The organism is Shewanella sediminis HAW-EB3 (assembly GCF_000018025.1).
GTDB classification, from domain to species: domain Bacteria; phylum Pseudomonadota; class Gammaproteobacteria; order Enterobacterales; family Shewanellaceae; genus Shewanella; species Shewanella sediminis.
Genome location: NC_009831.1, coordinates 4,972,539 through 4,997,403, shown reverse-complemented (window position 1 = coordinate 4,997,403; position 24,865 = coordinate 4,972,539). Strand labels below are relative to the sequence as shown.

The 24,865-nt window shown below is 49.0% G+C and carries 21 protein-coding genes and 1 pseudogene; 14 read left to right on the top strand and 8 right to left on the bottom strand.

Annotation, left to right across the window (positions count from 1 at the left end; genetic code table 11):
- Positions 1-8 precede the first annotated feature (8 nt).
- Both SSED_RS21265 and SSED_RS21260 read left to right on the top strand, forming a co-directional pair.
- On the top strand, positions 9-3,257 hold the full coding sequence (locus SSED_RS21265; protein ID WP_012144415.1) for an efflux RND transporter permease subunit: 3,249 nt from the start codon (positions 9-11) through the stop codon (positions 3,255-3,257).
- A gap of 355 nt (positions 3,258-3,612) precedes the next feature.
- The gene (locus tag SSED_RS21260) at positions 3,613-4,500 is read left to right on the top strand and encodes a cation diffusion facilitator family transporter (RefSeq protein WP_012144414.1); all 888 of its coding nucleotides are present in this window, start codon (positions 3,613-3,615) and stop codon (positions 4,498-4,500) included.
- Between the two features lie 188 nt (positions 4,501-4,688).
- On the opposite strand, the gene SSED_RS21255 is transcribed toward SSED_RS21260, so the two are convergent.
- The 4 genes from SSED_RS21255 to SSED_RS21240 all read right to left on the bottom strand — a co-directional run bounded on the left by SSED_RS21255 (position 4,689) and on the right by SSED_RS21240 (position 7,230).
- The gene (locus SSED_RS21255) at positions 4,689-5,153 is read right to left on the bottom strand and encodes a rhodanese-like domain-containing protein (RefSeq protein WP_012144413.1); all 465 of its coding nucleotides are present in this window, start codon (positions 5,151-5,153) and stop codon (positions 4,689-4,691) included.
- 481 nt (positions 5,154-5,634) lie between these two features.
- Positions 5,635-6,171: a protein tyrosine phosphatase family protein gene (locus SSED_RS21250; RefSeq protein ID WP_012144412.1), complete on the bottom strand. Its 537-nt coding sequence runs from the start codon at positions 6,169-6,171 to the stop codon at positions 5,635-5,637.
- Between the two features lie 41 nt (positions 6,172-6,212).
- Positions 6,213-6,674 (bottom strand): NanQ anomerase/TabA/YiaL family protein, encoded by a 462-nt coding sequence (locus tag SSED_RS21245; protein WP_012144411.1) that lies wholly within the window; start codon positions 6,672-6,674, stop codon positions 6,213-6,215.
- 121 nt (positions 6,675-6,795) lie between these two features.
- Positions 6,796-7,230, bottom strand: coding sequence for a hypothetical protein (locus SSED_RS21240; RefSeq protein ID WP_012144410.1), 435 nt, complete (start codon positions 7,228-7,230; stop codon positions 6,796-6,798).
- A gap of 104 nt (positions 7,231-7,334) precedes the next feature.
- Here SSED_RS21240 and SSED_RS21235 point away from each other — a divergent pair, with 104 nt between their 5' ends.
- From SSED_RS21235 to SSED_RS21225, 3 genes are all read left to right on the top strand, one after another.
- Positions 7,335-8,390 carry a patatin-like phospholipase domain-containing protein gene (locus tag SSED_RS21235; protein WP_012144409.1) on the top strand — a complete coding sequence of 352 codons (1,056 nt, stop codon included), beginning with the start codon at positions 7,335-7,337 and terminating at the stop codon, positions 8,388-8,390.
- A gap of 182 nt (positions 8,391-8,572) precedes the next feature.
- Positions 8,573-9,148, top strand: coding sequence for an LON peptidase substrate-binding domain-containing protein (locus SSED_RS21230; protein WP_012144408.1), 576 nt, complete (start codon positions 8,573-8,575; stop codon positions 9,146-9,148).
- Between the two features lie 54 nt (positions 9,149-9,202).
- Positions 9,203-10,141, top strand: coding sequence for a pseudouridine synthase (locus SSED_RS21225; RefSeq protein ID WP_012144407.1), 939 nt, complete (start codon positions 9,203-9,205; stop codon positions 10,139-10,141).
- 62 nt (positions 10,142-10,203) lie between these two features.
- Here SSED_RS21225 and SSED_RS21220 read toward each other — a convergent pair whose 3' ends face one another.
- Entirely contained in the window at positions 10,204-12,153 is a 1,950-nt protein-coding gene (locus tag SSED_RS21220) for an alkaline phosphatase D family protein (RefSeq protein WP_049772139.1), read from the bottom strand.
- Between the two features lie 126 nt (positions 12,154-12,279).
- Here SSED_RS21220 and SSED_RS21215 point away from each other — a divergent pair, with 126 nt between their 5' ends.
- The 5 genes and pseudogenes from SSED_RS21215 (at position 12,280) to SSED_RS21200 (ending at position 16,198) form a co-directional block, all read left to right on the top strand.
- Positions 12,280-13,065 carry a hypothetical protein gene (locus SSED_RS21215; protein ID WP_012144405.1) on the top strand — a complete coding sequence of 262 codons (786 nt, stop codon included), beginning with the start codon at positions 12,280-12,282 and terminating at the stop codon, positions 13,063-13,065.
- A gap of 16 nt (positions 13,066-13,081) precedes the next feature.
- Positions 13,082-14,332, top strand: coding sequence for a sensor histidine kinase (locus SSED_RS21210; protein ID WP_012144404.1), 1,251 nt, complete (start codon positions 13,082-13,084; stop codon positions 14,330-14,332).
- 4 nt (positions 14,333-14,336) lie between these two features.
- Positions 14,337-14,939 (top strand): response regulator transcription factor, encoded by a 603-nt coding sequence (locus SSED_RS21205; protein WP_012144403.1) that lies wholly within the window; start codon positions 14,337-14,339, stop codon positions 14,937-14,939.
- A gap of 20 nt (positions 14,940-14,959) precedes the next feature.
- Positions 14,960-15,059: pseudogene (locus SSED_RS25220) on the top strand (response regulator transcription factor); the annotation flags it as partial.
- 164 nt (positions 15,060-15,223) lie between these two features.
- Entirely contained in the window at positions 15,224-16,198 is a 975-nt protein-coding gene (locus SSED_RS21200) for a sensor domain-containing diguanylate cyclase (protein WP_012144402.1), read from the top strand.
- A 320-nt stretch (positions 16,199-16,518) separates the two neighbouring features.
- On the opposite strand, the gene SSED_RS21195 is transcribed toward SSED_RS21200, so the two are convergent.
- Positions 16,519-17,148: a response regulator transcription factor gene (locus tag SSED_RS21195; RefSeq protein ID WP_012144401.1), complete on the bottom strand. Its 630-nt coding sequence runs from the start codon at positions 17,146-17,148 to the stop codon at positions 16,519-16,521.
- A 213-nt stretch (positions 17,149-17,361) separates the two neighbouring features.
- Between SSED_RS21195 and SSED_RS21190 the strand changes: the two genes are divergently transcribed.
- Positions 17,362-19,203 carry a sensor histidine kinase gene (locus tag SSED_RS21190; RefSeq protein ID WP_012144400.1) on the top strand — a complete coding sequence of 614 codons (1,842 nt, stop codon included), beginning with the start codon at positions 17,362-17,364 and terminating at the stop codon, positions 19,201-19,203.
- A gap of 399 nt (positions 19,204-19,602) precedes the next feature.
- A complete protein-coding gene (locus tag SSED_RS21185) occupies positions 19,603-19,977 on the top strand; it encodes a hypothetical protein (protein ID WP_041421843.1) in 375 nt (124 codons plus the stop codon).
- Positions 19,978-20,068: 91 nt separating this feature from the next.
- Here the strand turns inward: SSED_RS21185 and SSED_RS21180 are convergent, their stop codons facing one another.
- Positions 20,069-20,983: a LysR family transcriptional regulator gene (locus tag SSED_RS21180; protein ID WP_012144398.1), complete on the bottom strand. Its 915-nt coding sequence runs from the start codon at positions 20,981-20,983 to the stop codon at positions 20,069-20,071.
- 131 nt (positions 20,984-21,114) lie between these two features.
- Between SSED_RS21180 and SSED_RS21175 the strand changes: the two genes are divergently transcribed.
- Positions 21,115-22,218, top strand: a complete 1,104-nt coding sequence (locus tag SSED_RS21175; RefSeq protein WP_012144397.1) for an alkene reductase — start codon at positions 21,115-21,117, stop codon at positions 22,216-22,218.
- A 282-nt stretch (positions 22,219-22,500) separates the two neighbouring features.
- A complete protein-coding gene (locus tag SSED_RS24220; RefSeq protein ID WP_012144396.1) occupies positions 22,501-22,854 on the top strand; it encodes a YkgJ family cysteine cluster protein in 354 nt (117 codons plus the stop codon).
- 624 nt (positions 22,855-23,478) lie between these two features.
- On the opposite strand, the gene SSED_RS21170 is transcribed toward SSED_RS24220, so the two are convergent.
- Positions 23,479-24,660, bottom strand: coding sequence for a putative sulfate/molybdate transporter (locus SSED_RS21170; RefSeq protein WP_012144395.1), 1,182 nt, complete (start codon positions 24,658-24,660; stop codon positions 23,479-23,481).
- Positions 24,661-24,865: the final 205 nt, after the last annotated feature.

Sequence of the window (24,865 nt, the reverse complement as noted above, 5' to 3'; positions counted from 1 at the left end):
GTTCTCGTATGTTACAGAGACTTATTGAGGTTGCGATCCGTAACCGTCTGTTGGTGGTGTTGGCATTGATCGCGGTTGCGATCGCCAGTGTGGCCATGTTACCCAAATTAAATCTGGATGCCTTTCCGGATGTGACCAATGTGCAGGTTACGGTTAATACCGAAGCCGAAGGCCTGGCGGCCGAAGAAGTTGAAAAACTGATCAGTTATCCGGTCGAATCGGCCATGTACGCGCTTCCTGCGGTAACTGAGGTGCGTTCGCTCTCCCGTACCGGGCTTTCTCTGGTGACCGTAGTGTTCGCCGAAGGGACCGATATCTACTTCGCTCGTCAGCAGGTGTTTGAGCAGTTGCAAGCGGCAAGAGAGATGATCCCCGACGGTATCGGTGTGCCGGAAATTGGCCCCAATACCTCCGGACTGGGCCAGATATATCAGTATATCCTGCGGGCCGCACCCGGCTCAGGTATCGATGCTGCCGAGCTTCGTAGCCTGAATGATTATCTGGTTAAGCTCATCATGATGCCTGTGGGTGGTGTCACCGATGTACTCTCATTTGGTGGTGACGTGCGCCAGTATCAGGTGCAGATCGATCCTAACAAGTTGCTGAGCTTTGGTTTGTCGATGGAGCAGGTCACCACGGCACTGGAGAGTAATAACCGTAATGCCGGTGGTTGGTTTATGGACCAGGGTCAGGAGCAGTTGGTTGTTCGTGGCTACGGCTTGCTGCCTTCCGGCGATGAGGGACTGAAGGCGATAGCTTTGATCCCGCTAACCGAATTTGCGGGTACCCCGATCCGGGTTGGCGATATCGCCAAGGTTGATTACGGCAGTGAGATAAGAGTGGGCGCTGTGACCATGACACGCAGGGATGAAGCCGGTACGCCACAGGTGCTTGGCGAAGTCGTAGCAGGCGTTATCTTAAAGCGTATGGGGGCAAACACTAAGGCGACTATCGATGATATCAATGCCAGAACCTCATTAGTTGAACAGGCACTACCCGATGGTGTGACGTTTGAGGTCTTCTACGATCAAGCCGATCTCGTTGAGCAGGCGGTGACTACGGTACGCGATGCGCTCTTGATGGCCTTCGTGTTTATTGTGGTTATCCTGGCGCTGTTTTTGGTAAACATCCGTGCCACCATGCTGGTGCTGCTTTCTATACCGGTATCTATCTGCTTAGCTTTGATGGTGATGTCCTATTTCGGCATGTCGGCTAACCTGATGTCGCTCGGCGGTCTGGCGGTTGCCATCGGTATGTTGGTCGATGGCTCGGTGGTGATGGTTGAGAATATCTTTAAGCATCTGACCCAGCCCGATAGACGTCATTTAGGCGCCGCGCGCGAGCGCGCCGATGGCGAGGTCGATCCTCACCATGTAGATGAAGATCAGCACGGTATCGCCATGCGAGTCATGTTGGCGGCTAAAGAAGTCTGTAGCCCTATCTTCTTTGCTACGGCGATTATCATAGTGGTATTTGCGCCATTGTTTGCACTGGAAGGGGTCGAAGGTAAGCTATTCCAGCCTATGGCAGTGAGTATTATCTTAGCCATGCTCTCGGCCCTGGCCGTGGCCTTGGTTGCAGTACCAGCCTTAGCCGTTTTCCTCTTTAAGCGCGGTATCACACTCAGAGATAGTGCGGTATTAAAGCCTATCGAGAAAGGGTATCGCCGCCTGCTAACGGCAACCATGGCAAGGCCTAAGACTGTAGTGATCACCGCGCTTACCCTGTTTGTGCTGAGTATGTCGTTGTTGCCTCAATTGGGAACCGAGTTTGTTCCCGAGCTCGAAGAGGGCACGATTAACCTGAGGGTCACCTTAGCACCGACCGCCAGTCTGGGCACCTCCCTCGATGTGGCGCCTAAGCTGGAAAAGATGTTGCTGGAGTTCCCTGAGGTCGAGTATGCGCTGAGTCGAATCGGTGCGGCAGAGCTTGGGGGCGATCCTGAGCCTGTGAATAATATCGAGATCTATATCGGTCTGAAGCCTGTCGAGCAGTGGCAGTCAGCATCGAGTCGGGTTGAACTGCAGAAGCTGATGGAAGCCAAACTCAGTGTCTATCCGGGTCTTCTGTTTACCTTCTCTCAACCTATCGCGACGCGAGTCGATGAGCTGTTATCCGGCGTAAAGGCGCAGCTGGCGATTAAAATCTTCGGGCCTGATCTGGATGTATTGTCACAAAGTGGTGAGAGGCTAACCGAGTTGGTATCAACCATCCCGGGTGCGGTCGATGTGTCACTGGAGCAGGTGAGTGGTGAAGCTCAGTTAGTGGTTCGTCCAAAGCGCGATCTGCTTGCCCGCTACGGAATCAGTGTCGATGAAGTGATGAGCCTGGTTAGTCAGGGGATCGGCGGTGTAAGTGCCGGTCAGGTGATAGATGGTAATGCCAGATATGACATCAACGTGCGACTCGCCGAAGAGTATCGAAATGCGCCCGATGCGCTCAGAGATCTGATCCTCAGTGGCGTTAACGGTGCTACCGTGCGTTTAGGCGAGGTGGCCAGTGTCGAAGTTGAGATGGCTCCACCGAATATCAGACGTGACGATGTTCAACGTCGCGTGGTGGTTCAGGCGAACGTATCGGGCCGCGATATGGGCTCTGTGGTTAACGATATCTACGCCATTATTCCAGAGGCGAAGCTGCCTGCGGGCTATACCGTAGTGGTTGGTGGTCAATATGAGAATCAGCAGCGTGCTCAGCAAAAACTGATGTTGGTTGTGCCTATCTCAATTGGCTTAATCGCGCTGTTACTCTATTTCTCGTTTGGTTCTATTAAGCAGGTCGGTCTGATCATGGCCAATGTGCCTTTAGCCTTGATTGGTGGCGTAGTGGCGCTGTTCATCAGTGGTACCTACCTGTCGGTTCCAAGTTCAATCGGTTTTATCACCCTATTTGGTGTCGCGGTATTGAATGGTGTGGTGCTGGTGGACTCCATCAATCAGCGTCGACAGTCGGCATTAGATGACGCCTCTGGTGCTAATGGCGGTGGAGAGAGCCTCTATGATTCTGTTTATGAGGGAACGGTAGGACGATTGCGCCCGGTATTGATGACGGCATTGACCTCGGCGCTCGGACTTATTCCTATCCTTATCTCGACCGGAGTGGGAAGTGAGATCCAGCAGCCTTTGGCAGTTGTGATCATAGGCGGCCTGTTTAGCTCGACAGCCCTGACTCTGTTGGTACTACCGACCTTATATCGTTGGTTATATCAGGGTAAGGATGTAACCGGTGTGAGCAGAGAGCTTGAGGCGTTAGATTAGCCTTAACCTTTGATTTAGTTTTCGTTTTATATCAGGGAAGAGGGGGGAGTAGGGTGCATTAGTCTGTCGCCCTGCTCACTATACCCAAACGACCTCGAAATGCAGGATTCAGCATTTTGAAGTAGCTTGGGTATATGACCCCCTTTGTTACGGTCTGCCAGTATTACCGGTCGGTATAATAGATTTGGCTGCTACAATTATTTGAAAGACAGGGAGTTTCGGGCTCGGGCACGTTAACCAATGCCGGAATTTCCTGTTGGTATGTCTAACCATTCAAATGGGTGTCGCTATGTCAAACGCTGGTTAATTTAGTACGCGGAGCAGGGTCGCTCCGCTTTTTCAGAAGGAGTTAAGCATGGCACATGCCCACGCTCATGATTTTGAATCTAATAGTAAAAAGTTATATATCGCCATTATTATTAACGTCATTCTGACTCTGTTTCAGATTGTCGGAGGTATTATGGCGGGGAGCCTATCTCTCTTAGCCGATGCCCTGCACAACTTCAGTGATGCCGGCGCTATCATCATTGCCGTTATCGCACGTCGTATAGGTAATAAACCTGCCAGTAGCCGCATGACATTTGGTTATAAACGAGCGGAAATTATTGGCACATTAATCAACAGTGTCTCCTTGATTGCCGTCGGTATCTATCTGATTGCCGAATCTATCAACCGCTATTTTAACCCGCAGCCGGTAGACGGTTGGATTGTCTTTGCCGTTGCAGGCATCGCCCTGATCATCGATATCGCCACGGCACTGTTAACTTACTCCTCCGGTGCTAAAGACAATCTCAATATTCGCGCCGCATTTATCCATAATGTCTCAGATGCCATGGCCTCGGTGGCCGTTATCATCGCGGGTATCTTGATCATCTACTTCCAGTGGTATGTGGTCGACCTCATCACTACCGCAATCATCTCTGTCTATGTGATCTATCATGGCGCGATTTTGCTACGTAAGGCGATTTTGATCTTGATGGAAGCCACGCCTGAAGAGATAGATATCGATAAAATAAAAACCGAAATTTGTAAACTTGAGCCTATCGAATCGATAGAGCATGTTCATGTGTGGGAAATTTCCGATAAGCGTTACATGTTTACCGCCAACCTAATTCTCGTCGATAAGAGTCAATCGGAAGCCGCATTGCAGCTCGTTAAACAGTGTTTAGCGACAGAGTTTAATATTGAACATACCACCTTAGAGGTTATCGATAAGACTCAGGATAATGGCCAATGTGCCTAGTACTCAGTGGTTAATGGTGGCTTGGGTTTCGATGATGAGCGAATAGTCATCTTGGTATCGTTATAGTTTGAGAAAAAACGGCAGCCAAGCCAGGCTGCCAAATGCAGAGATGGTGAAGATATTTAGGGTTCTTTGTGGTTTGATAACCTCCTGACTAAGTGTGTATGGATTGGGGTTAAAATACGGGGTTATTTAGCGATCTTAGGGCCTACATACTTAGTCAATTTACCGTAACCGCCCTTCAAGATTTTCACGTTGTCGTAGCCTAGGTGGCGTAACGCCGTTCCGGCTGCCATCGCTCTGGCACCCGATTTACATACCAAAACGACAGGCTTATCTTTGGGGAGTTGCGCTAAATTCTCTGGCGTAAACAACTCATCGATACCGATATTTAATTTATTCTCCATAGCGAGACCAAAGATCTGACGCTCTTGTGGAGTACGAATATCCACGGCTAGCATGGCTTTATTCGACTGTAACTGCTTAACAAATGCTTCTGCACTAATCAGACCTATAGCCTTACCTGCACTGGCTCCTTTTGCCTGACTAAACTGCTGCTGATAACTCTGTGCCAGCTGGGTATCGTAGGCCATAGCCTGGGTGCTCATTCCCATAAATGCGCATAGCAGGGTGATACTTAAATAGGGTTTCATCCTTCTTTCACTCCTAATTTTATTGGGTTAATCAATATATACCTGAGGTGGTTAATCACAGGGGGTAATCGGATATGGCGCAAAGAGTCCTCTTTGAGAGTCATATCATTCACATAAGAGATAGTGGCCTCGAACTTCAAGTTCGATTCCCGGACATGAATTGAGTGTATTATGTGCAGTGTTATCAGCTTGTTCAATTGAGCTGTATCACATAAATATGTGGGGTGAGAACTGAAAAAATATCAAGAGTGTCGGTAAGTTTACATGCTGTATATAATGTTTTTTATAGCTTAGATAACTGGGGCAGAAGCTTTCTGGTGGTAGGATCTGTTGCCTGAAAATATCTCATAAAATGTAAAACCGAAATACTTGTTAGCAAGGTGATAACATTTTAGTTGTGAAAATCATGGAATGATGAGTATTGAGGGGCAAAGAGCTGCTCCCCCCTCAATTGTATAAGCGATACAGTTGCGAACTGGGGCTATTGGTATTTCGCCTTAACTTGCTCTATCAGGACTTGCCATTGTGGGTACTCTTTCAAGCTGGATTCCAGATCGCCCCATGGGGTAAGGGTTAACTGTTTCTGTTGTTCGCTGTCTTGTTTGAGCTGAGTGGCTTGATAGAGGTAATAGAAAGCCGATGCACGATAGTTGGCGGCGCAGTGGACCAAGATGTCTTTATCTCTATTCGTGTTCATTATTGAGAAAAATTGCTCAACATCTTCTATGCTTGGCTTTTTCCAATCGACTGAGATGGACTCATATATCATACCCGCCGCCTCAACCAGGCTGGCTTCATCCCCATGGCCGCTTGAGTTGCCATCGGGGATCAGGTTGATGACGAGATCGACACCGGCTTGCTGCAAGGTTTCAAATTGGGCTTCGTTTGGGAGTCCGGAGGTTATGACGTTGGCACTGTTGAACTGCACCGCCTTAATATCCTGAAGTGCGTCGGGGACAATCTCCGCCTGTGCACTCGTTGCCGTGATTAAACCTGCGAGTAAGATGGCACGTTTCATCTTTGGGTCCTTTATAGATCGAATGAATGACAAATTTAGTATTAAGCCTTCACCTTGATGACGACTTTACGGACTTTATTCGGAGTCGAACTTGTCCCAGGCATGTGCATATCATCAGGGAAAAATATCGCAAACATCCCGGCTTTCAAGGGGATAAACGCCGCCTCTCTCTTGTTGGCTTCATAGTCGAATTCGGCATAGTCGTGCTCTGGGTTATACGGCATCGAGGGGATCTGAGAGCCTAATGGCAGAAAGCCAAACTCCTCTTCACCGCTAACCACATACTGGACATCGATATAGTGCTCATGTACCTCAAAAGGCTCCACTTCCTTAGGCTTAGTTTCATAATCATTGACGATAACGAATAGGTTCTTGCCATCGAGTTCGTAGCTTCCAACCTCGAGGCGGGTGAAGTCTGTCTCAGCCAAGTGGGTTAAAGCCGCAGCTATTCTCGGGCTGATGTGTGAGTAAAGGTCTAAATTACTTAAAGTATCGACAATCATAGTGTGCTCAGATTTATTGGCTGCTTATGGCATGAGTGTAGCGCTCATGCTGTTTCGAACAAGCCCTGTTTTGCTTAATACCAATCGGTATAAGAGTATTAAGGGCTTGCAATCGTGTCGCTCAGGAGTTCAGACAGGATTTGATCTCAAAAGGAATATTGTGTTGCTCGAAGGCGGTTTTTAACTGTTGAGTGATCTTAGATTTTGGTTTGAGAGGAAAGCTAATCTTCCCTTTTGTAGCATGGATAAACAGTTGGTCCCCGAGTAGGCGTACAGAGTTAATCTCATCATACTTGACGATAAGGTCCTTGGCGGGTCCCCAGTCACTTTCCATTGAGAGCTTACAAAATTCGACTGAGTCATGGGTAAACGCTATTTTTTGCTGCCAGATAAAATAGATCCACCAGACACAAGTACAGATAAACAGCAGGGGTACCAGCAGATCCCAACCTGAGTCAAAAACGCTTATTTTCATAATAAACAAGATATAACTGGTTGAAATGAAAGCGATGAAGAAACTCAGCTTTCTGAAGGGGCGAATGTGGGTATTTTCCATCTTTGATATTCCTTATCAAGACTGTCCTTTGGTAAGGCTATAGTATAGGTGTTATTTTAAAAAGTTAACTTTTGTTCTTTTTCTTTCAAATAGGGGTCATTAACTTGCCAGCTTTACGTTTTCTTGCCGGACCGACAGCATACAAACAGATCGCAGAAAATGGTCTGAAGCCTGAGTTATTTACTCAACTCCTGGCTGCATCGGGTGGTCCCAAGTGGATAGGTATTGCCGGGCTGGACAGATACCTGTTTGGAGAGTTTTTTAAAGAGCGCAAGACACCTCTGCATACTCTGGGTGCATCTTCGGGGGCATGGCGGTTAGCTTGCCTGGGTCAGGATGAACCGCTGGCGGCCTATGACCGATTAGAGCAACTCTATATTGGCCAGCGTTATGATGTGAAGCCAACACCTGCACAGGTTTCAGAGCAGGTCGAAGGCATTATTACCGGCCTTTTAGGTCAAGCTGCCGGGCAAGATATTGTCTGTAACAAGGTGATTAAGACGCACCTGCTTGCCTGCCGGGGCAGACACCTTAATCGCCTGCCGGGTCGACTCTCATTGGGTGTTGGGTTGGCGACAACTGCGGCAACGAATCTGGTGAGCCGTAAAAGCTTAGGCTTGCACTTTGAGCGCTTCGTTTTCAGTGCACAAGACAGGGGGTCTCCCTTTAATCGGCTCGACGATCTTCCGAGCCAGCAAGTGAGTCTGACGGAAAAAAATATCGCGCGAGTCCTGTTGGCAACCGGATCCATTCCTTGGGTCTTAGCGCCGGTGACGGATATTTCCGGGGCGCCTAAGGGGCATTACTATGATGGTGGGATCACCGATTACCATTTCGACTTGCCACTGTCCCACGCCGAGGGGTTGACCCTCTATCCGCACTTTTATCCCAGCCTTACCCCAGGTTGGTTCGATAAGTCTCTACCTTGGCGCAAGGCAAAGAAAAATTATCATAACGCGCTGATCATCGCACCAACCCAAGAGTACCTCGCCTCTCTTCCTCACGGAAAATTACCCGACCGGGGTGATTTTAAGCGCATGGAGAGTGATGAGAGGATACGATATTGGCAGGAGTCTGTCGTTATGAGTGGGGTTTTAGCCGAGGAGTTGGCCGATGTGATAACGAGAGAGACTATCATGGAACGCCTTGAATACTTGTAGCCGGGTGTGATGGCCATGACGACTATTTGAAACAAATCCCCACTTTAACCTGTCTAATATTGTGTAGCCATATCGAGCCTGAGCAGTAAATTCTGCAACTGCTACACTTTAATATTATTGCCTTACAGATCTTTTTCATGGTCTTGCCAGCAGCTCATCGGCGGTTACCGACGGGGGATACTATGCAAACACAGGAGATGGCGTTAATCACACGTGATGCCTTGCTTTTGCCCGATGGAAGGATTGAGATCAGAGTGGTCGACCCTTGCTACCTGCATGTCGTGGCCGATGTGCTGAAAGGAAAGTATCCCCTGGCATTCGGTATGTTCAAGGCTAATGGCCTCCCCCCTTGCTACCCCAATGCTACTCAATGTGAAATTATAGATTTTAATCAGCTCCAGGATAATTCTCTTAGCATAGTACTCGAAGGAAAACAGAGGGTAAAAATCTTATCTGCGGCTAAACGCAAGGATGGTACCTGGATTGCGAGAACGCTTCGCTCCAGTAACTGGGATCAGGAGCCGATAAGAGGTGAGTTTGAATTGATCAGTGCCGCATTAGAGCAGTTTTATGAGGTTAATCCCGAGCTGAGTGGCTTATATGCCAACATCCACCTCGAGGATGCATCCTGGGTTAGTCAACGTTGGTTGGAAGTACTGCCTCTCTACAACAAAGACAAGCAGGTGTTGATGAATCAACCTAACTGCCATAAAACCATGGATTTTGTGCTCGATCTGATTAAGTCTCATGTGGACTAAAATCTTCTTGCCGATCTGTTAAAATGGGTCCGTGTCTCCTGTCTGAATGATTTTATGCCCTCTACTGTCCGTGCAACCCAAGCCTCCTATGTAGTGCTTCCTGAAAATGTTACCGATAAACCCAGTGTGTTTAGCTTTCTGATTGAGCGCTTCCCACAGATTGAGCCACAGGTGTGGCGAGCTCGTATTTTAGATGGCAAGGTGCATTGGCAAGATGGTGCACTCATCGAACTCGATACCCCCTTCAGACCCAGAGCCCGTGTGTATTACTATCGAGAGGTTGAGGCCGAAGCCGTTATCCCCTTCGATGAAGAGGTCTTGTACCGGGATGGGCAGATAATTATCGCCTTTAAGCCTCACTTCTTAGCGCTTCACCCCAGCGGCAATGTGATCAATGAGTGTTTAGTTAACCGATTACGGATTAAAAACGGAATAGAGACCATAGTGCCGGCCCATCGACTCGATAGGGCGACGGCGGGTCTGGTGCTGCTCTGTCTTTATCCCGAGCACCGTCAGCAATACCATGAGCTGTTTAAGCATGGTGAGATCCGCAAGGAGTATCAGGCCTTAGCGAAATTAACGCCTGAGCTGCTGGAACAACATAGAACCGGAGAGTTAACTCTTCCTGTTCATTGGACGGTAAAAAACCGTATGGTAAAGGGGGAGCCCAGTTTCACCATGAAAGTGGTAGAGGGGGAGGCCAATACCCACTCTGAGATCACTCTTATCGAGATGCGAGGGGAAATCGGCGTGTTCAAGTTGTCACCGATAACCGGGCGTACACATCAACTCAGAGTGCATATGCAGAGTCTGGGGATGTCGATACTCAACGATAGGTGTTACCCCGTGCTTCAGCCGAAGTCTGCCGATGACTACGAGCGGCCGTTAAAGTTGCTCGCGAAAAGGCTTAAGTTCAAGGACCCGGTGACGGGCATCGAATTTGATATCGAGTGTGATGGCTTAAATGATGGCTTAGATGATGTTGAGTCATAGAAGGTAAGCCATCACAGCAACCGGTAAATTAAGCGCTCTGGTTTAACGCTCTTTGTCGCAGTTTATCGGCTCGACTCCTCAGCTTGTACTTGAGAGTCCCGGTGCTTTCTACTCGGTTTGTTGAAGTGTGTCTCTGTCATATCCGCATGGAGTACGCTGATTTGAGTGGGGGCACCGTTGGGCCCGAATCTGACCAGACCGATACCACTCCTGTTCACTAATCGCCTGCTGCGTTCGCCATTGGGGCGACGACCACGAATATTCATCCGCTTACGCTTGGTGAAGAAGTTTAGCGGCGAGAAGTGGCCATAAAGCCAGCCATTGAGTTTATCGAAAATGGGCAGTAACTTTTCCGGAAACTGATTCTTAATACCGCTGCAGGTGATCTGGTAGATCTGCGGGCCGCCTTTTCTGAAGCGAATATGAATATCGTAGCTGAAGGAGTAGTGCACATCGCCTGAGAGGATGACAAACTGCTCCGGGGTCTTTCTGTGTTGAAAGATACTCAGCAAAGTATTGGCCGTTCCCGGATGAGCCATCCAGTTTTCGGCATCGATCAACAGGGAGCCCCCCAGCATAGTAGCGGCTCTCTGCATTGTCTCTATCAGTTTCACGCCAAACATGGGAGCCGCCGAGACGATGATGACCTTACTCTGACCGACCAACTCCTGTTGAAGCTCCATCAAGGCCTCCCAGTCCATCAGGCCTGAGGGTTTGGCAAGGTTAGACTCGCTACGCCAGCGATTGGTGCGGGTATCGAGCACCACCAGTTTAGGGGAGGTGTTCAGGGTGTAGTGCCAGTGTTCGAATCTGAGCAAGGTATCGATCAGCTGGTCATGTTTTGTTTCATCTTGCACTGTAAAAAAGTCATTCAGCAGGGGAGCTATTTCAGGCGTAAATTTGGCGGGGGCATTGCCTATTCCCTGAAAAATGGCATAACCAATCAGCGCATTACCTATAATGCGTTTAGAGAAGGCATGGCCATAGGCTGCCTCCTCCCATTTAGCGGTGAGATTCCAGTCATCGGTAATATCGTGATCATCGAAGATCATATAGGTTGGCAGATGAGCCATAAGCCGCCTGACCTGAGCCAGGCCGGACTTAAACTCCAGCAGATGTATCCACTCCCGCTCCCATCGTTTAGTGTTCGCCGCCGATAAACCCACCACCTCTTTGGGAATATCGACCTTTTCCCATAGCTCGGGTGACCAACTGAGCAGGTAGAACGCAATAACTTCCCCCAGACTGACCAGATGATTTTCGGCGATGGAAGAGGTAAATATGGGGTGGTTCTTATACCAATGAGTAATAGGGGTCTTAGCCGGGTACTGGGTTCTGGGAAGTAAGTTCTTATGCCTGCGGTAGAGCGCCGCGGGATGGTAGCTTATCGACTCACTCCCCGGCAGGGCTGCATGGTCAAATTTCTCCTGCGGTAACCCCAGTAGTTTTATGACTTCGCCGATGGCGTAGATCATCGGGCCGGCGACATCATCGACATAGACCTGATCGCCGCTGAGCATCATGAGTGCGGGTCTGGCCTCTACACTCAGGTTCTGCTGTAGCCTGGTGTCGGCGGCCACTAAGGCATCGCCGCTATGGTGGTGAGCATTACGGCACGACCCGTGTAGCATAGTATCTATGTCAGGTTTGATGACAAATTCAGGTGTGGCATTTTCCGGGTAATTGAGCGCTTCTATCCCGGTAAAGATGGCCCCGTGTAGACTGTCGTCGAGTCGGTAACTTATCGCCTCATTGGCTGGCAGAAGCTGAGCCCGGTTGATATGGATAATATATTGCCAGGCATGCTCTCCAAGTCTGAGGGCGTGCACCTGATTGGTGCTCAGTGACTCTTTAAAGACGAGTGCTGATGTTTCGCTGTGGTGCTTCAGAGCCAGAGTCAGCGATAACTCATTCATAGGCTCACTACTGACATACCATAGGGTAAAGTTATCTGAGTCGCAGTGGCGAAGTGTGGGCCCCGCTATGACAAGTGGTAGTTGCGCCTCTGGCATATTTATCTCTTTTATTAACCATCCCGGATAGCTCACAGACTAAACAAGTCACTATGGTTTGAAAAGCTTAATCGCTATAGTATCCAATTGGATTGGAGCAAAATTCATTGAAATGGAGTTTAAGGAATGATTTCCGTAAAAAGAGTGTTATTACTGATTTTTGCAGCCGCTATAGGCTCACCAGTTAACCTATACGCTTGCGATGCACTTCCCTCTCAAATAGAGAGTGTTATCAAGGACAGTAAAAATAATATTATTTTGGTTGGGGAGTACCATGGAACCCGTGAATCTCCGGAAAAGTTTTATCAGATAATCTGTAATGCGGTAAAAAATCAAAAGAGGCGACTCGTGGTTGGAATCGAGCTCTCAGAGGGGCAGGTAGTAATGGATGGAGATGCGAAGCACCTCGAGTCCAGTATTGAAAACTCCGAAGTATGGAGGACCCAACATGATGGTAAGACGAGCCTCGCCATGTATGACTTGCTTATGAAACTTAACGAGTTAGTTAAGACGGATACCCTGGATGTTCTGTTTTTTGATTCCGAGGGTGAGCAGAGAGATCTCATTATGTCTGAAAAGATTGTTGAGAGTATTTCAGAAGATAATTTGATTATTGCGTTAACCGGGAATCGTCATAATAAAATTAAGCATGGTAACTCATGGGACTCAGCTTCGAAGAATATGGGCGCTTACATTAAGGAGTCAGGTGAGGCCATGGTGAGTGTTAATTTACTTCAGACCGGCGGAACGGCCTGGGTATGCGAGTCGGGCTGTAAGGTTCATCAGCTGAGAGACAGAGATTTATCACTTTATGAGGAAGTATTTAATGCCGGTGAACAAAGTCGGTATGAGATCCATTGGATGCTGGGTAAGGTGAGCTCATCGGCTCCCAGGATTTTTATCGATAACTGACACAGAGACCTAACGTATGCCCCACAGTTTGCTTCCCAACTTGAGAGCGTCGGATCAGCTGGCTTTCTTGCGTATCTTAAGTCTATTGCTCAAGCTCGGACTGACATTTACCGCGGCGGAAACCTTCGGGCTCTCCCTGTATAGTCCGGCACTTAATTATGCCCTGCTGCTTGAAACCATCTACCTCGGGGTCACCTTCTCGATACGCCACCCGCTACAATCGAAAGACTCGGGTCTGTTTATCGCGCTGCTGCTGGATACCGCATTTTGGATCACCTGGCTCTATTTTACCGGCGGGGCCACCAATGCGTTTATCTCGTTGTTACTGCTGCCTATCGCGATTGCGGCAGTGATACTCCCCCGTTGGGCACCCTGGTCTCTGACCCTTATCTCGACATTTGCCTATAGCCTGATGCTCTACTTTGTCCCCCAGGAACAGATGCAACACCACGGCATGGATATGAGCTCACACTACTTAGGCATGTGGTTTAACTTCGTCATCTCCTCACTGGTGCTGACCACCAGTGTCGCGTTTATCTCCAAACGGATGAGGCGGCAAGACTCTGAACTGGCCTATATGCGTGAAGCTCAGTTACGGCAGGAAAAGCTGTTGGCGTTAGGCACCGCCTCGGCTCAGATGGCGCATCAGCTGGCCACTCCGCTGTCCAGCTTACGCCTGTTGGTCGAGGAGGTAGAGGAAGAGTTAGGACATAACTCGCCTGCGGTCAAAGAGATGGATACCGCCCTGTTTCGCTGTGAACAGACTCTGACTGAGCTCAGGTGTGCGACCGAATCGATTCGCGAGCATAAACGGGTAGAGGTTGAGGTGGGTGAACTTATCGCTATGTTAAGGCAGCAGGTCACACTGCTTATGCCTCAATTAAAACTAGAGCTGGAGTTGGATGAGGAGGCCAGTCACACCTTAGTGCAAACCGATACCAGCTTGTTACCGGCACTGCTCTCTTTAGTCGAAAATGCGGCTCGTGCCAGCAATGAACACCTGCAGGAGCAGAGAGTCAAAATAGAGATAAGTTTCGATGATTTTTATCCCTGTATTCGCCTTCGGGTGCGTGATTACGGTGTCGGGATCCCTAAGCGTCTGCTGTCTCAGTTGGGGCATAAGCTGGTGGACAGTCCAACGGGGATGGGAATAGCATTGATGCTTAGTCATGCCAGTTTTGAGCGTTTAGGCGGGAAATTGATTTTGGGTACACATGTGGATGGTGGTGCCGTCGCAGAAGTGACCTTACCTGTGGAGGGAAGCTAAAACTATGTCACTAACTAATTCACAAGCTAAGTCAAAAACTAAGCCACAAGCCTGCTCGCTATCTAAGTCGAAAAAGCTGTTGATCATCGAAGACGATCTGGCTCTGGCCGGGGTATTGGCGAGACGCTTAACGCGTCAGGGATTCGAGTGTCAGCAAGCCCATGATGTGACACAAGGCTTGCTGCTTGCGAGGCAGTTTCAACCCAGCCATATTCTGTTGGATATGAAATTAGACGAAGACAACGGTTTGTCCTTGATTGAGCCGCTACGTAAGAGTTTGCCTGATGTCACTATGGTGCTATTGACCGGTTACGCCAGTATTGCCACCGCCGTGGAAGCCATCAGGATGGGCGCCGATAACTATCTGGCGAAGCCGGTCGATACACAAACCCTGCTCAGAGCACTGGATACTGCCCCTGTCGACATGGATGTTAAGAGTGTAGATGAGGTGCCACTGAACCCTAAACGCGTCGAGTGGGAGCATATTCAGCAGGTGTTGAATGCGAACAAGGGCAATGTCTCGGCAACCGCTCGTCAGCTGGGCATGCATAGAAGAACATTGCAGCGAAAACTGCTTAAGAAGCCTGCTGTTGACCATAGGGCTTAATCTTATTGGGGGCCAACGAGGAAAAGCTGTCGGCAACCGCGCGTTCATTAACTGGGCATGCACAGAAGAACGCTGCAGCGAAAACTGCTGAAGAAGCCTGCGGTTGATCATAGGGCTTAAAGATCAAAAAACTGAATGTAACTCTTAATGCAAACAAGGGCAATATGTCGGCAACGACCCCTTCAACAACCCGGAATATATGGCCTATAGGTTAAAAGTTAAGAGTTTTGGTTGATCTGTTATAAGATGTATCTGTTGTACATTATTTGCCATAGGAGTACTTGATGACAAAAAATGCAGGGTTTGAAACAGAACGTTTTTTACTGGATACCCCACACGATCTTATCTCTATCGAGAAATGGCAAAAAACGATTAACCTACTAGCCAAACTTTTCGATGCGCCGGCCGGATTTCTGGTGCAGTACACCCCCAATGGCTTTCAAGTTACCATCGCCAGCGAACAAGACTCTAACCCCTATCCGGCTGGAGGGCTTATTGAGCCCGATGCGAATATATTTTGCCGTCGAATTGTCGAGACGCGTACAGAACTCTATGTCTCTAACGCAACGATCGAACCCTGCTGGGACACCAACCCTGAGGTACGCGATGATGGGTTTACCTCCTACCTGGGCGTTCCGGTTTTTTGGCCAAGTGGAGAGGTCTTTGGTACATTTTGTGTGATGGATTATGAAGAGACAGACTACAAAGATACCTACATTGAATTGATCCATCATCTAAAAGATATTCTCGAAGCCGATCTGGCTATGTTGGGCCTCTATGAGCAGATGCAGAGGTTGGCCATCACCGACTCGTTAAGCGGGATCAACAACCGACGAGGCTTTCTAGTGCTGGCCGAGCAGCGAATAAAGCTGGCGAAGCGTACCGAGAGTCAACTGGGCTTACTCTATCTCGATGTCGATGACTTTAAGTTGATTAACGATGAGCATGGTCATAGTGTCGGCGATCTCGTGTTGAAACATATTGCCCGGGTATTGAAAGAGTGTGTGCGTCAGTCCGATGTGATTGGGCGAATGGGGGGGGATGAGTTCGTGGCCCTGGTCGTGATCGATGATGACAATGATATGGATGCCATACGCAATCGCATTCTTGATGGGTTTAATCGCCAAGGCGATGATTTGACCCTACCTCTCTTCTCGGCTTCCATCGGCGATGTAAGGCTTGAATTAACCACAGATTTTGAGAGCCAGCTTGAGGCCGCAGACAAAGATATGCTGCTCCGTAAGCGAGTGAAAGATTAGCCGAGCTATGTTGAAAAAAATCCCCGGGGGACGGAGGAGTCGCTCGGGGAGGGTAGTGCAGTGGATGTTTCCCTAAATTTTAATATCCGGTGACAGGCTTCAATCGACTCATATATAAATTGCTCTCATCGCTTAGGCAGTTGACTGAGAAAGAAATCGTCTGGAACTGAAGTGAATCGTCGAGTAAATAAGCACAAGTGTCAGTTTGGAATTGTGCCGTTAAAATCAATAGCTGACAAAGGTTTATGTGCAAACTGCGACAAGGTGTCGCAGGCAAACTGCCCCAGAACAATTGAGTGCAGAGAGGCTAGCCAGGAGGTTTAGCTCAGTGAGCCTAAGATCTCATCCAGATCTTCAGCGGAACTCATCTGTGAATATTTGGCCAGTTCGGCCATGTTGTGTACCTCAAGCTTTTTCATCACTTTAGCTCGGTGAACCTCTATGGTCCTCAAAGAGAGGAATAGCGCCTCCGATATCTGCTTATTGGTCATCCCTTTAGTGAGCAGATTCAGTACCTCTTGCTCTCGTTCCGATAGGGTAGACAATTTCCGTTTGAGAGACTGAGCCTCGAAGGTTCTATGACTGTATAGCATCGCCTTGTCGATTGCACAACTCAAGGCTTTTCCCGAAACGGGTTTTTGGAAAAAGTCACAGGCTCCCTTTCGAAAGGCATCGACCGCCATGGGCATATCCCCATGCCCGGTGAGAAAAATAATGCCCAGTGGGCTGTCTATTTCGAGTAGTTTTTGCTGGACCTCCTGCCCGCTGACCTCCGGCATTCGGCTATCGAGTATGACGCAAGCAGGCCGCTCTAAGGGGACTGTATTGAGAAAGTCATCACCATTATTAAACGCCGTGATGTTATAGCCGAACTGGCCGAGCATAAAGCTGAGTGAGTCTAAAATTGCGATATCATCATCGACGAGATAAAGCGGCAGTGTGTTCGGCATACGGGGCTCATTCGTTGGGATCTCAAATTAGAATAATCGGATGTCCGTTTGATCTCAAAGGGTTTGAGATAGGTATGATGAGTCAGATCACTAAAACAACTTTTATAGGCGTATAAGTACCAAGTACCTGTGATGAATCGGTCTCCACTCACAGCTTTTTAACAAGGGTTCGTCTAACTTAGTACGATAAAAACAGTTTCAGTGGATTGAGTTATGCCTGCGGTACTCTTCATCATAGTAATGCTTATATCAAATGCAGCCTTAGCTCACTCCGATGAAGAGGCGAGTCAGCTCAACACAGACATGCGTCTTCCTGAGCGTCATTTGCGGGTCGGTGTACTGGCCAACCATGGTGTTATGCAGGGCAAGCTGCGCTGGCAGCCTATGATGGACTATCTGTCCGAAAGAGTACCGGGAGCAAATTTCGAGGTCGTGCCTTTAGGTTTTGAAGATATGAGCCAACAGATGCTCAATCATGATATTCAGTTTATGATCACCAACCCGGGCCAATATTTTAACCTGAGCAGCAACTTTCCCCTCTCCTGGTTAGCGACGATGAAGAGCCGTAAGCATCAAGGCACCACGTTTGCCATCGGCGCGACGATTATTGTTCGTGCCGACAGTGATATCTATACCCTTAACGATCTCAGAGGTAAGAGTATCGTAGCCAGCGGTCCTCAGGCGCTGGGCGGCTATCAAGCTGCCGTCGGCTTGTTACATAAGATGGGCTACTCTCCGGAGCAATACTTTGGCGACCTGCGTTTCTTAGGTTTTCCACTGGAACCCATCGTCTATCAGGTAAGGGATAAAACCGTCGAGGCGGCGATCACGCCTTTCTGTACCCTCGAAGAGATGATAGACAGTGGCCTGGTAAAGAAAGAGGACTTTCGGGTTATTCACCCCACCTTGCCCAAAGGGTACGACTGCCTGGTCAGTACCCAACTCTATCCCAATTGGTCATTTGCCGCCGCCGAGACGGTGCCGACTCAGATAACACGGGCAATAACCCAGGCGCTGTATGACTTAGAGCCCGGTGACGAAGCCGCGATTAGCGCAAAAACTATGGGATGGACCGCCCCCGTTAGCCAACTCAAGGTGATCAAACTTTTTAAAGAGTTACAGTTGAAAACTCCGCCACCGCCGCTCTATCAAACTGTCTTGAAATGGATGGAGAGAAACAAGGAGTGGGGAGGCGCGCTGCTGTTACTCTTCCTTATTTCGACGGTTTATCACCTCTGGCTGGAGTACAAGTTCAGGCAAAAGAGTGAGTTTCTTATCGATACCGAGAGACAGCTACAGGACAAGGCCCTGCAGCTGGAGCGCCTGCAGAGTACCGCAATTTTAGGGGAGATAGGTTCCGGACTCGCTCATGAGCTGAATCAACCCATAGCGGCCATCACTCAATACAGTGAAGGGGGCATGATGCATCTCAATAGTCTGGGAAAGGCGGACGCAGAAACCTATGAAATATTAGCGAAAATCAATGCGCAATCCCTGCGAGCCGGCGCCGTAGTTCATCGGATCAGAGGGTTACTGAAACGACGAGAAACATCGGCCGAGATGATTAACTTCGATGAGGTCATGAATAACTCATTAGTGTTGTTTTCCGCCGAGTTTAAACGGCACTCAGTGCAAGCGAAAATCAACACTCACGGCACCCCCTTTCAGCTCAAAGGCGATGAGGTTGGTTTGAGCCAGGTGATTGCCAATATCATCAAAAATAGTTTAGACGCCTTCGGCGGGGACGTTAAAGACAGTAGTGATGGTGACAAGAGAGTGAGTATCTGGGTGAATTATCGGGTCGACTCAGTAGAGGTGCTATTTTTCGATAATGGCCCGGGGCTGCAGAAGTCAGCCCATGAGTTAATGGCATCATTCTGCTCTACCAAACGAGACGGTCTGGGCTTAGGGTTAGCCATCTGTAAAGATGTGATCTCTCAGCATGATGGCCAGTTCACCATTCAAAATTGCAGTGAGCTCGCCAAGGAACAAGAGCTTCCCTGGCAACAGGGCTGTGCGGTGAAGATAGTGTTGCCAAAAGCTATTGATCATTAAGGCCTCAATGGAGGGAGGCTTTTTGTTGGGGGAGTTGGTGTATGTTTAGTCCATTGAAGATCCAATCTTCATTGGTGTCTATCACCTGCGGTGGGCCAATGTGCAGCTACTTCTGCGAAACGCCGTAAATCCTTCCATGGAGGCTCGACGATGGCATCCATGCCATCAACGTCCGCAGCTGCATCTACACTGCTAATGTTCACGAGCCCTCGATCTCTCCTCTTTGATTTTTTCTTTGTTTTTCTTGTTGTTAGGTTTAATGGTTAGGGGGAGGTTTGAGAGAGCTCACAGAACGGAGGACTCAATTAGGTTAGATTGCCAGAGGCTTTTCGATGTTCTTTAGCCCGAATTTCCATTTTGCTCTTGTCATTAATTTATAAAAATAACAATAAGAAGAATATGAATACTCTGTTTACCTACATTAATGCCATTCACAGCCAAGAATCTGCCGATGAGCTCGTCAACAATGTCAATATCGTCAATAAAGAAACCAAATCAGATGCTTATTTAGATGCCGGTGTCGATGCGGGGGGCGGCGGTGTTATCGAGGTGAGTGAGTATGAGGCCACCTATCACTACGATAACGGAGTCGTCATTCGACATAAGATTGAGCGGGACAGTGCCCCCTCTGAATTGCAGTGCGAAGAATGCTGGATTAGCTATGAAGTGCTCGATTCTGCCGGGCAAGAGATCGAGCCTTTCAGGAAAACCTTTTATAACAGCTGTCAGGAGGAATTCTGGCTGAAGATGCACTGTGACAGCATCACGGTATGACTGAGATACTGTGTGGCTAAGTCAGAGAATGGCTAAGCCTGAGAATAAGCTTGCCATTTATCCTTACTGCAAAGACCTATTTAACTGCAGATTAAGTTAACAGAGGATAGGCCTCTTCAAACGCTTGTGATTTCTGTTTGAGAAAGTCGATGACAGTTCGGACCTTGTGGCTCGGGTAATCCGTTTGCAGATAGACCAGTTGCAATGGAATACTTTCGGCCAGTTGATCGCCAAACAGCACGCTTAACTGACCATCGTGGACCTCTTTGGCGACATCAAACCAGCTCTTATAGGCAATGCCTTCACCTGCGAGCGCCCAGTCTTTGATGATGGCACCATCATTACAACTTCTCTCCCCTTTGACCTCGACTTCGTATTGACGACCTTTATGGTTAAATAACCACTTGTGCCAGGGCTCACCGCCGCGATTGAGGAGCAGTATCTTGTGGTTGGTGAGCTCTTTTGGGTGAGTGGGCAGACCATGTTGTTCGATATACTCCGGGGAGGCTACCGCGACACGGGGCATCATGGCGAGTTGTCGCCTCATCAGGTTTGAGTCTTCCAGATGCCCGTAGCGCAGGGCCAGGTGAACATTCTGGTCGATAAGATCCGCCATCTGATCGCCAATAAAGAGGCTTAATTTTATCCCCGGCGCACTGTGCGCGAACTCATCGAGCCACTCCCTGGCGATATTTCTTCCTAAGTCGGAGGGGAGAGCTATACGGATCTCACCTTTCAGTTCACCCCGATTATCGGCTAAGGCATTACTCGCACCGTCGAGTAGCTGAAGTGCTTTACGACCGGTTTCGATAAACAGGTGGCCCTCTTCGGTGAGTTTCATTTTTCTGGTCGAGCGGGCAAACAGCAGACAATTGAGCTTTCTTTCCAGCCGCTGCAAAGCCGCACTGGCCGCGGCCGGAGTCATGCCGAGTTCGCGACCCGCCGCCGACACGCTTTGTAGATCGGCGATACGTATGGCTAATTGAAGATCCTTGAGGTGATACATATCAAATATTTTTTGAAAATGATTTTAATATTAGCCTAATTATCAAAAGTAGTTAACAAGAATACACTCATTACATCGAACACACTTGGCCAACATAAGTTTGCCACCTTTAACCCACATGAGGAGCTGTTATGAGCCTTTTTACCCCTTATAAGAAGTCAGAACTGATGTTAAACAACCGCATGGTGATGGCACCTATGACTCGCTCACGCACCACACAGCCGGGAAATATTCCCAATGAGATGATGGCAACTTACTATGCCCAGCGTGCATCGGCAGGCTTAATTATCACCGAAGCTACCCAGATCTCCGATGACAGCCAGGGTTACTCCTTCACCCCCGGAGTCTATACTCAGGCGCAGATAGCGGGCTGGCAGAAGGTCACCTCTGCGGTACATCAGGCGGGCGGAAAGATAGTTAACCAACTCTGGCATGTCGGCCGCGTATCTCATCCGATATTTCAGCAAGGGCAAGCTCCGATAGCGCCATCGGCGATTAAACCCACAGATACCCGAGTGTGGGTGGTAGATGGAACACATCCCGAAGGTCAGATGGTCGATTGCCCGATCCCAAGAGAGATGACGCGGGCCGATATCGACCGCGTAGTGGCAGACTTTTCACAGGCGGCGAAAAACGCCATCGATGTAGGCTTCGATGGTGTGGAGATCCATGGTGGCAACGGCTACTTGATTGACCAGTTCTTGAGAACTAACTCGAACCACAGAAGCGATGCCTATGGTGGCTCGCCCGAGAAGCGCATTCGTTTTTTACTAGAGATAGTGGAGGCCGTGAGTGCCAAAATAGGAGTCGATAAAGTGGGTGTTCGTCTGGCTCCCTTTGTGACATTCAAGGATATGGGCTGCCCCGAGATTGTCGAGACTATCCTGTTGGCCGCTAAACAACTGGGCGAACTCGGCATTGGCTATATGCACCTGTCTGAGGCGGACTGGGATGATGCACCGCAGATCCCTGAATCATTTCGTATCGAGCTCAGAGAGGTATTCAAGGGAACAATTATCGTCGCTGGCCGTTACGATGTGGAGCGCGCCAGTGAGATCATCGACCAAGGCTATGCCGACCTGGTGGCCTTTGGCCGCGCGTTTATCGCCAACCCCGACTTGCCCTATCGTTTGCAGGCTGGTAAACCGTTAGCCGCCTTCGATAAAGGCCCGCTATTTGGTGGCGGGGCGGCAGGGTATATTGATTACCCAGATTCGGCTGACCACTTGGCCTAGTTGCATTACTGCAAAGTGGATTAGCTGTGGAAGCGTAGTTTGTCTTCCATTTCTAACTTTATTTGATTTTACGGCCTTGAGGCCGAGGTAAGTCGTGGACGTTCCGTCCACACCCGACCAAGAGGGGGAGCAACAGCAACTCCCCCCTTGCCTACTTATAAACGAGAGTCCCTTGCCGACACTGTGAAGTTATTGCATGTTGGAATTTAAAGGCATTGGCAACTTCTAATGAATTAGGTATAGAACTATAATGGCCGCGAACTGCACCAGAATTAGATATGAATGAATAATAACCGAGAGATAATCGCGCGTCTGCGCGAACGTATTCCGACGTTCGAATGTGTGCCAGGTTGTCACGACTGTTGCGGACCGGTAACGACTTCCTCGGAAGAAATATCGCGCCTGCCTGTGAAAACTAACGCTGAACATGACGCCGCATTAGCTGAGTGGAACTGCGTACACCTAGGACCTAATGGTTGTGAAGTGTATGAGGAACGACCGTTGATCTGCCGAGTGTTTGGCACAACACCCAATATGCCTTGCCCAAATAGTTGTCGACCAAAAGAGATGATTGACTCGAAAACAGAGAGCCAGATCCATCACTTCATCGCGAACACACGACAAGTATTGGTGTAAAGTTTGTGGGGTCAGAATAAACTTTAGTGCTAACAGTTCGGTTTGGGATACGGTCTTTAATCGAAAGTTCTGAAGTTGGCCGTCACTTCCTAACTATCTCTTGTTCAAATCGTGTTAGCTATTACCGAACCACTCAAATCGAAGAGAGCAATAACTCGGTGTAAGTGCAGCCGAGGACTTCGGTTTCAGGGCGAGGTTTCGCTTTGCGAAACTTTTCAAGCGATAGGCATGGATGCCGAACTGGCACTTAAACAGGGAAGTTGTTTGAAACCGCAGAGCGTATAGGACCGAAAATGTTCCGTACACTTTTTGGCATTCCCACTATCTGCCCCATAGGGATATGGGAAATGTCTTTGAAGCGTAGGGAACGCTTAAGACCATGGAGGTCAGATATATTCACAGCGTACAGAGGATGCACTTGCACATCCCCCCGCCGAGTAGGTGTTTAAAGCTATAAAGTTACGGTCGTCGTAACTTAATCAAACACCCATCATGTCAGATGAAACCAACTCAAACGATAAGCAGGCCTTATCGGTTAGGCCTTCAAGCCCCCTCGTTGAAAACGAATGAACCCCAAAGGTTAACCCCGCAGATTTTTAACCTTTTAAATCTGAGACTCTTAACTTAAGATTTCAAATCGGAGAAGATCCGCCAGTGTCGGCGTCCCATCTCTAGAATTACACCTACTGCTAACCCTGCTGCCGTATTGAGCAGCAAGCAGATTGCGGCGGTGGAGAGGATAACCAAGATACAGAAAGGCTTGCCGTCGAGCAGACGCTTCGACCAGGCCAGTTGCAGGCCGGCGATGGAGAGCAGGCTGCCTAAGATAGCCAGTGGGATCAAGCCCAATAACCAGGCGACATTCTCTCCCCAACTGAAGGCGATAAGCAGACAGGAGCTACCGAATATGACCGGTGCCCATATGCCCCGAGCGCCGAAGTGATGTTGCACCGCAAGGCCTCCAGCTCCGTGGCACATGGCTGTCGCGCCGAAGGGGGTCAGCAGCAGGTTTGCCAGCCCCGAGCTGGTGGCCAGCCGTTTGGGGGTGAACTTCTCGCGGTCGCCGGGAAACTTCTCCTTCGCCATGGCCGATGTCGCGATAACGGCATTGGTCAGGGTGAGTGCCAGTTGAGGCAAGACCAGCAATACTGCGGCCGATGACCACTCAGATAGTGTTGGCCAGCTTAAGCTCCATTGTTGACTATGCATCGTGCTCTGCATCGAGGCCTGGGTGGAGAGTAGGGCCGACTCGGGTGTTAAGAGCGAGCCCGAGTGATATTGCCATAACATACCAATGATAATGACCAGTGGCATGGCAAGATAGCGCAGCGGCAGGAAGCGACTGCAGAACAGTAGGGTAAATGCCCCAAGACCCAGAAGCCAGGTCTGGCTCATCATCTGCGCACCCATCCACATCAACTGAATGCCGATAGCGAGCTGAATACCTATGCTCACCGCCGGAGAGAGCTGTTTGGCCATCCAGTTTATGGCACCGCTAAATGCCAGGATCAGGAGTATGACGCCCATCATCATGCCACTGGCCTGTAGCATGCCCGGAGTCAGCCCCTGAGCGATTACCAAGGCGGCGATCACCTTCATAGGTTGTACGGGAATGGGCCGCCGGTAGTAAAAAGCGGTAAACAGGGCAAAGACTCCAAAGCCCATAAAGATGCCCTGAGGCGAGAAATGGTTGAGCGCAATCAGGCCCAGTACCAGCGGGAGGAAAGTCCCCAGATCGGCGAAAGCGCCACTGAACTCACCGGAAAATTGATCACATTTTTTAAGAAATGTGGTTTTACATGTCATATAACTTGCCGTAGGAAAAGAACACGCTTACATCGCAAATAAGATGCCAATATTTCAAGTCGTTTTCGGCAGCTTAGGGAGTAATACGCCCCTATTTGAACAGGCGTCGAGACAAGTTGGGCTATTTTCATGAACGTAAGGGATGTTTTATCCAAAAATGTCTAATGCCTAATGCCTAATGCCTAATGTCTAGTGATTGAGGTGA

Excerpts from the sequence above, each read along its gene's own strand:
- SSED_RS21170 (WP_012144395.1), bottom strand. The coding sequence starts at position 24,660 with ATGACATGTAAAACCACATTTCTTAAAAAATGTGATCAATTTTCCGGT.
- SSED_RS21200 (WP_012144402.1), top strand. The coding sequence starts at position 15,224 with ATGACAAAAAATGCAGGGTTTGAAACAGAACGTTTTTTACTGGATACC.
- SSED_RS21265 (WP_012144415.1), top strand. The coding sequence starts at position 9 with ATGTTACAGAGACTTATTGAGGTTGCGATCCGTAACCGTCTGTTGGTG.
- SSED_RS21175 (WP_012144397.1), top strand. The coding sequence starts at position 21,115 with ATGAGCCTTTTTACCCCTTATAAGAAGTCAGAACTGATGTTAAACAAC.
- SSED_RS21195 (WP_012144401.1), bottom strand. The coding sequence starts at position 17,148 with ATGCCGAACACACTGCCGCTTTATCTCGTCGATGATGATATCGCAATT.
- SSED_RS21230 (WP_012144408.1), top strand. The coding sequence starts at position 8,573 with ATGCAAACACAGGAGATGGCGTTAATCACACGTGATGCCTTGCTTTTG.
- SSED_RS21185 (WP_041421843.1), top strand. The coding sequence starts at position 19,603 with ATGAATACTCTGTTTACCTACATTAATGCCATTCACAGCCAAGAATCT.
- SSED_RS21190 (WP_012144400.1), top strand. The coding sequence starts at position 17,362 with ATGCCTGCGGTACTCTTCATCATAGTAATGCTTATATCAAATGCAGCC.
- SSED_RS21260 (WP_012144414.1), top strand. The coding sequence starts at position 3,613 with ATGGCACATGCCCACGCTCATGATTTTGAATCTAATAGTAAAAAGTTA.
- SSED_RS21250 (WP_012144412.1), bottom strand. The coding sequence starts at position 6,171 with ATGAAACGTGCCATCTTACTCGCAGGTTTAATCACGGCAACGAGTGCA.
- SSED_RS21245 (WP_012144411.1), bottom strand. The coding sequence starts at position 6,674 with ATGATTGTCGATACTTTAAGTAATTTAGACCTTTACTCACACATCAGC.
- SSED_RS21240 (WP_012144410.1), bottom strand. The coding sequence starts at position 7,230 with ATGGAAAATACCCACATTCGCCCCTTCAGAAAGCTGAGTTTCTTCATC.
- SSED_RS21205 (WP_012144403.1), top strand. The coding sequence starts at position 14,337 with ATGTCACTAACTAATTCACAAGCTAAGTCAAAAACTAAGCCACAAGCC.
- SSED_RS21255 (WP_012144413.1), bottom strand. The coding sequence starts at position 5,153 with ATGAAACCCTATTTAAGTATCACCCTGCTATGCGCATTTATGGGAATG.
- SSED_RS21215 (WP_012144405.1), top strand. The coding sequence starts at position 12,280 with ATGATTTCCGTAAAAAGAGTGTTATTACTGATTTTTGCAGCCGCTATA.
- SSED_RS21225 (WP_012144407.1), top strand. The coding sequence starts at position 9,203 with ATGCCCTCTACTGTCCGTGCAACCCAAGCCTCCTATGTAGTGCTTCCT.
- SSED_RS24220 (WP_012144396.1), top strand. The coding sequence starts at position 22,501 with ATGAATAATAACCGAGAGATAATCGCGCGTCTGCGCGAACGTATTCCG.
- SSED_RS21220 (WP_049772139.1), bottom strand. The coding sequence starts at position 12,153 with ATGCCAGAGGCGCAACTACCACTTGTCATAGCGGGGCCCACACTTCGC.
- SSED_RS21180 (WP_012144398.1), bottom strand. The coding sequence starts at position 20,983 with ATGTATCACCTCAAGGATCTTCAATTAGCCATACGTATCGCCGATCTA.
- SSED_RS21210 (WP_012144404.1), top strand. The coding sequence starts at position 13,082 with ATGCCCCACAGTTTGCTTCCCAACTTGAGAGCGTCGGATCAGCTGGCT.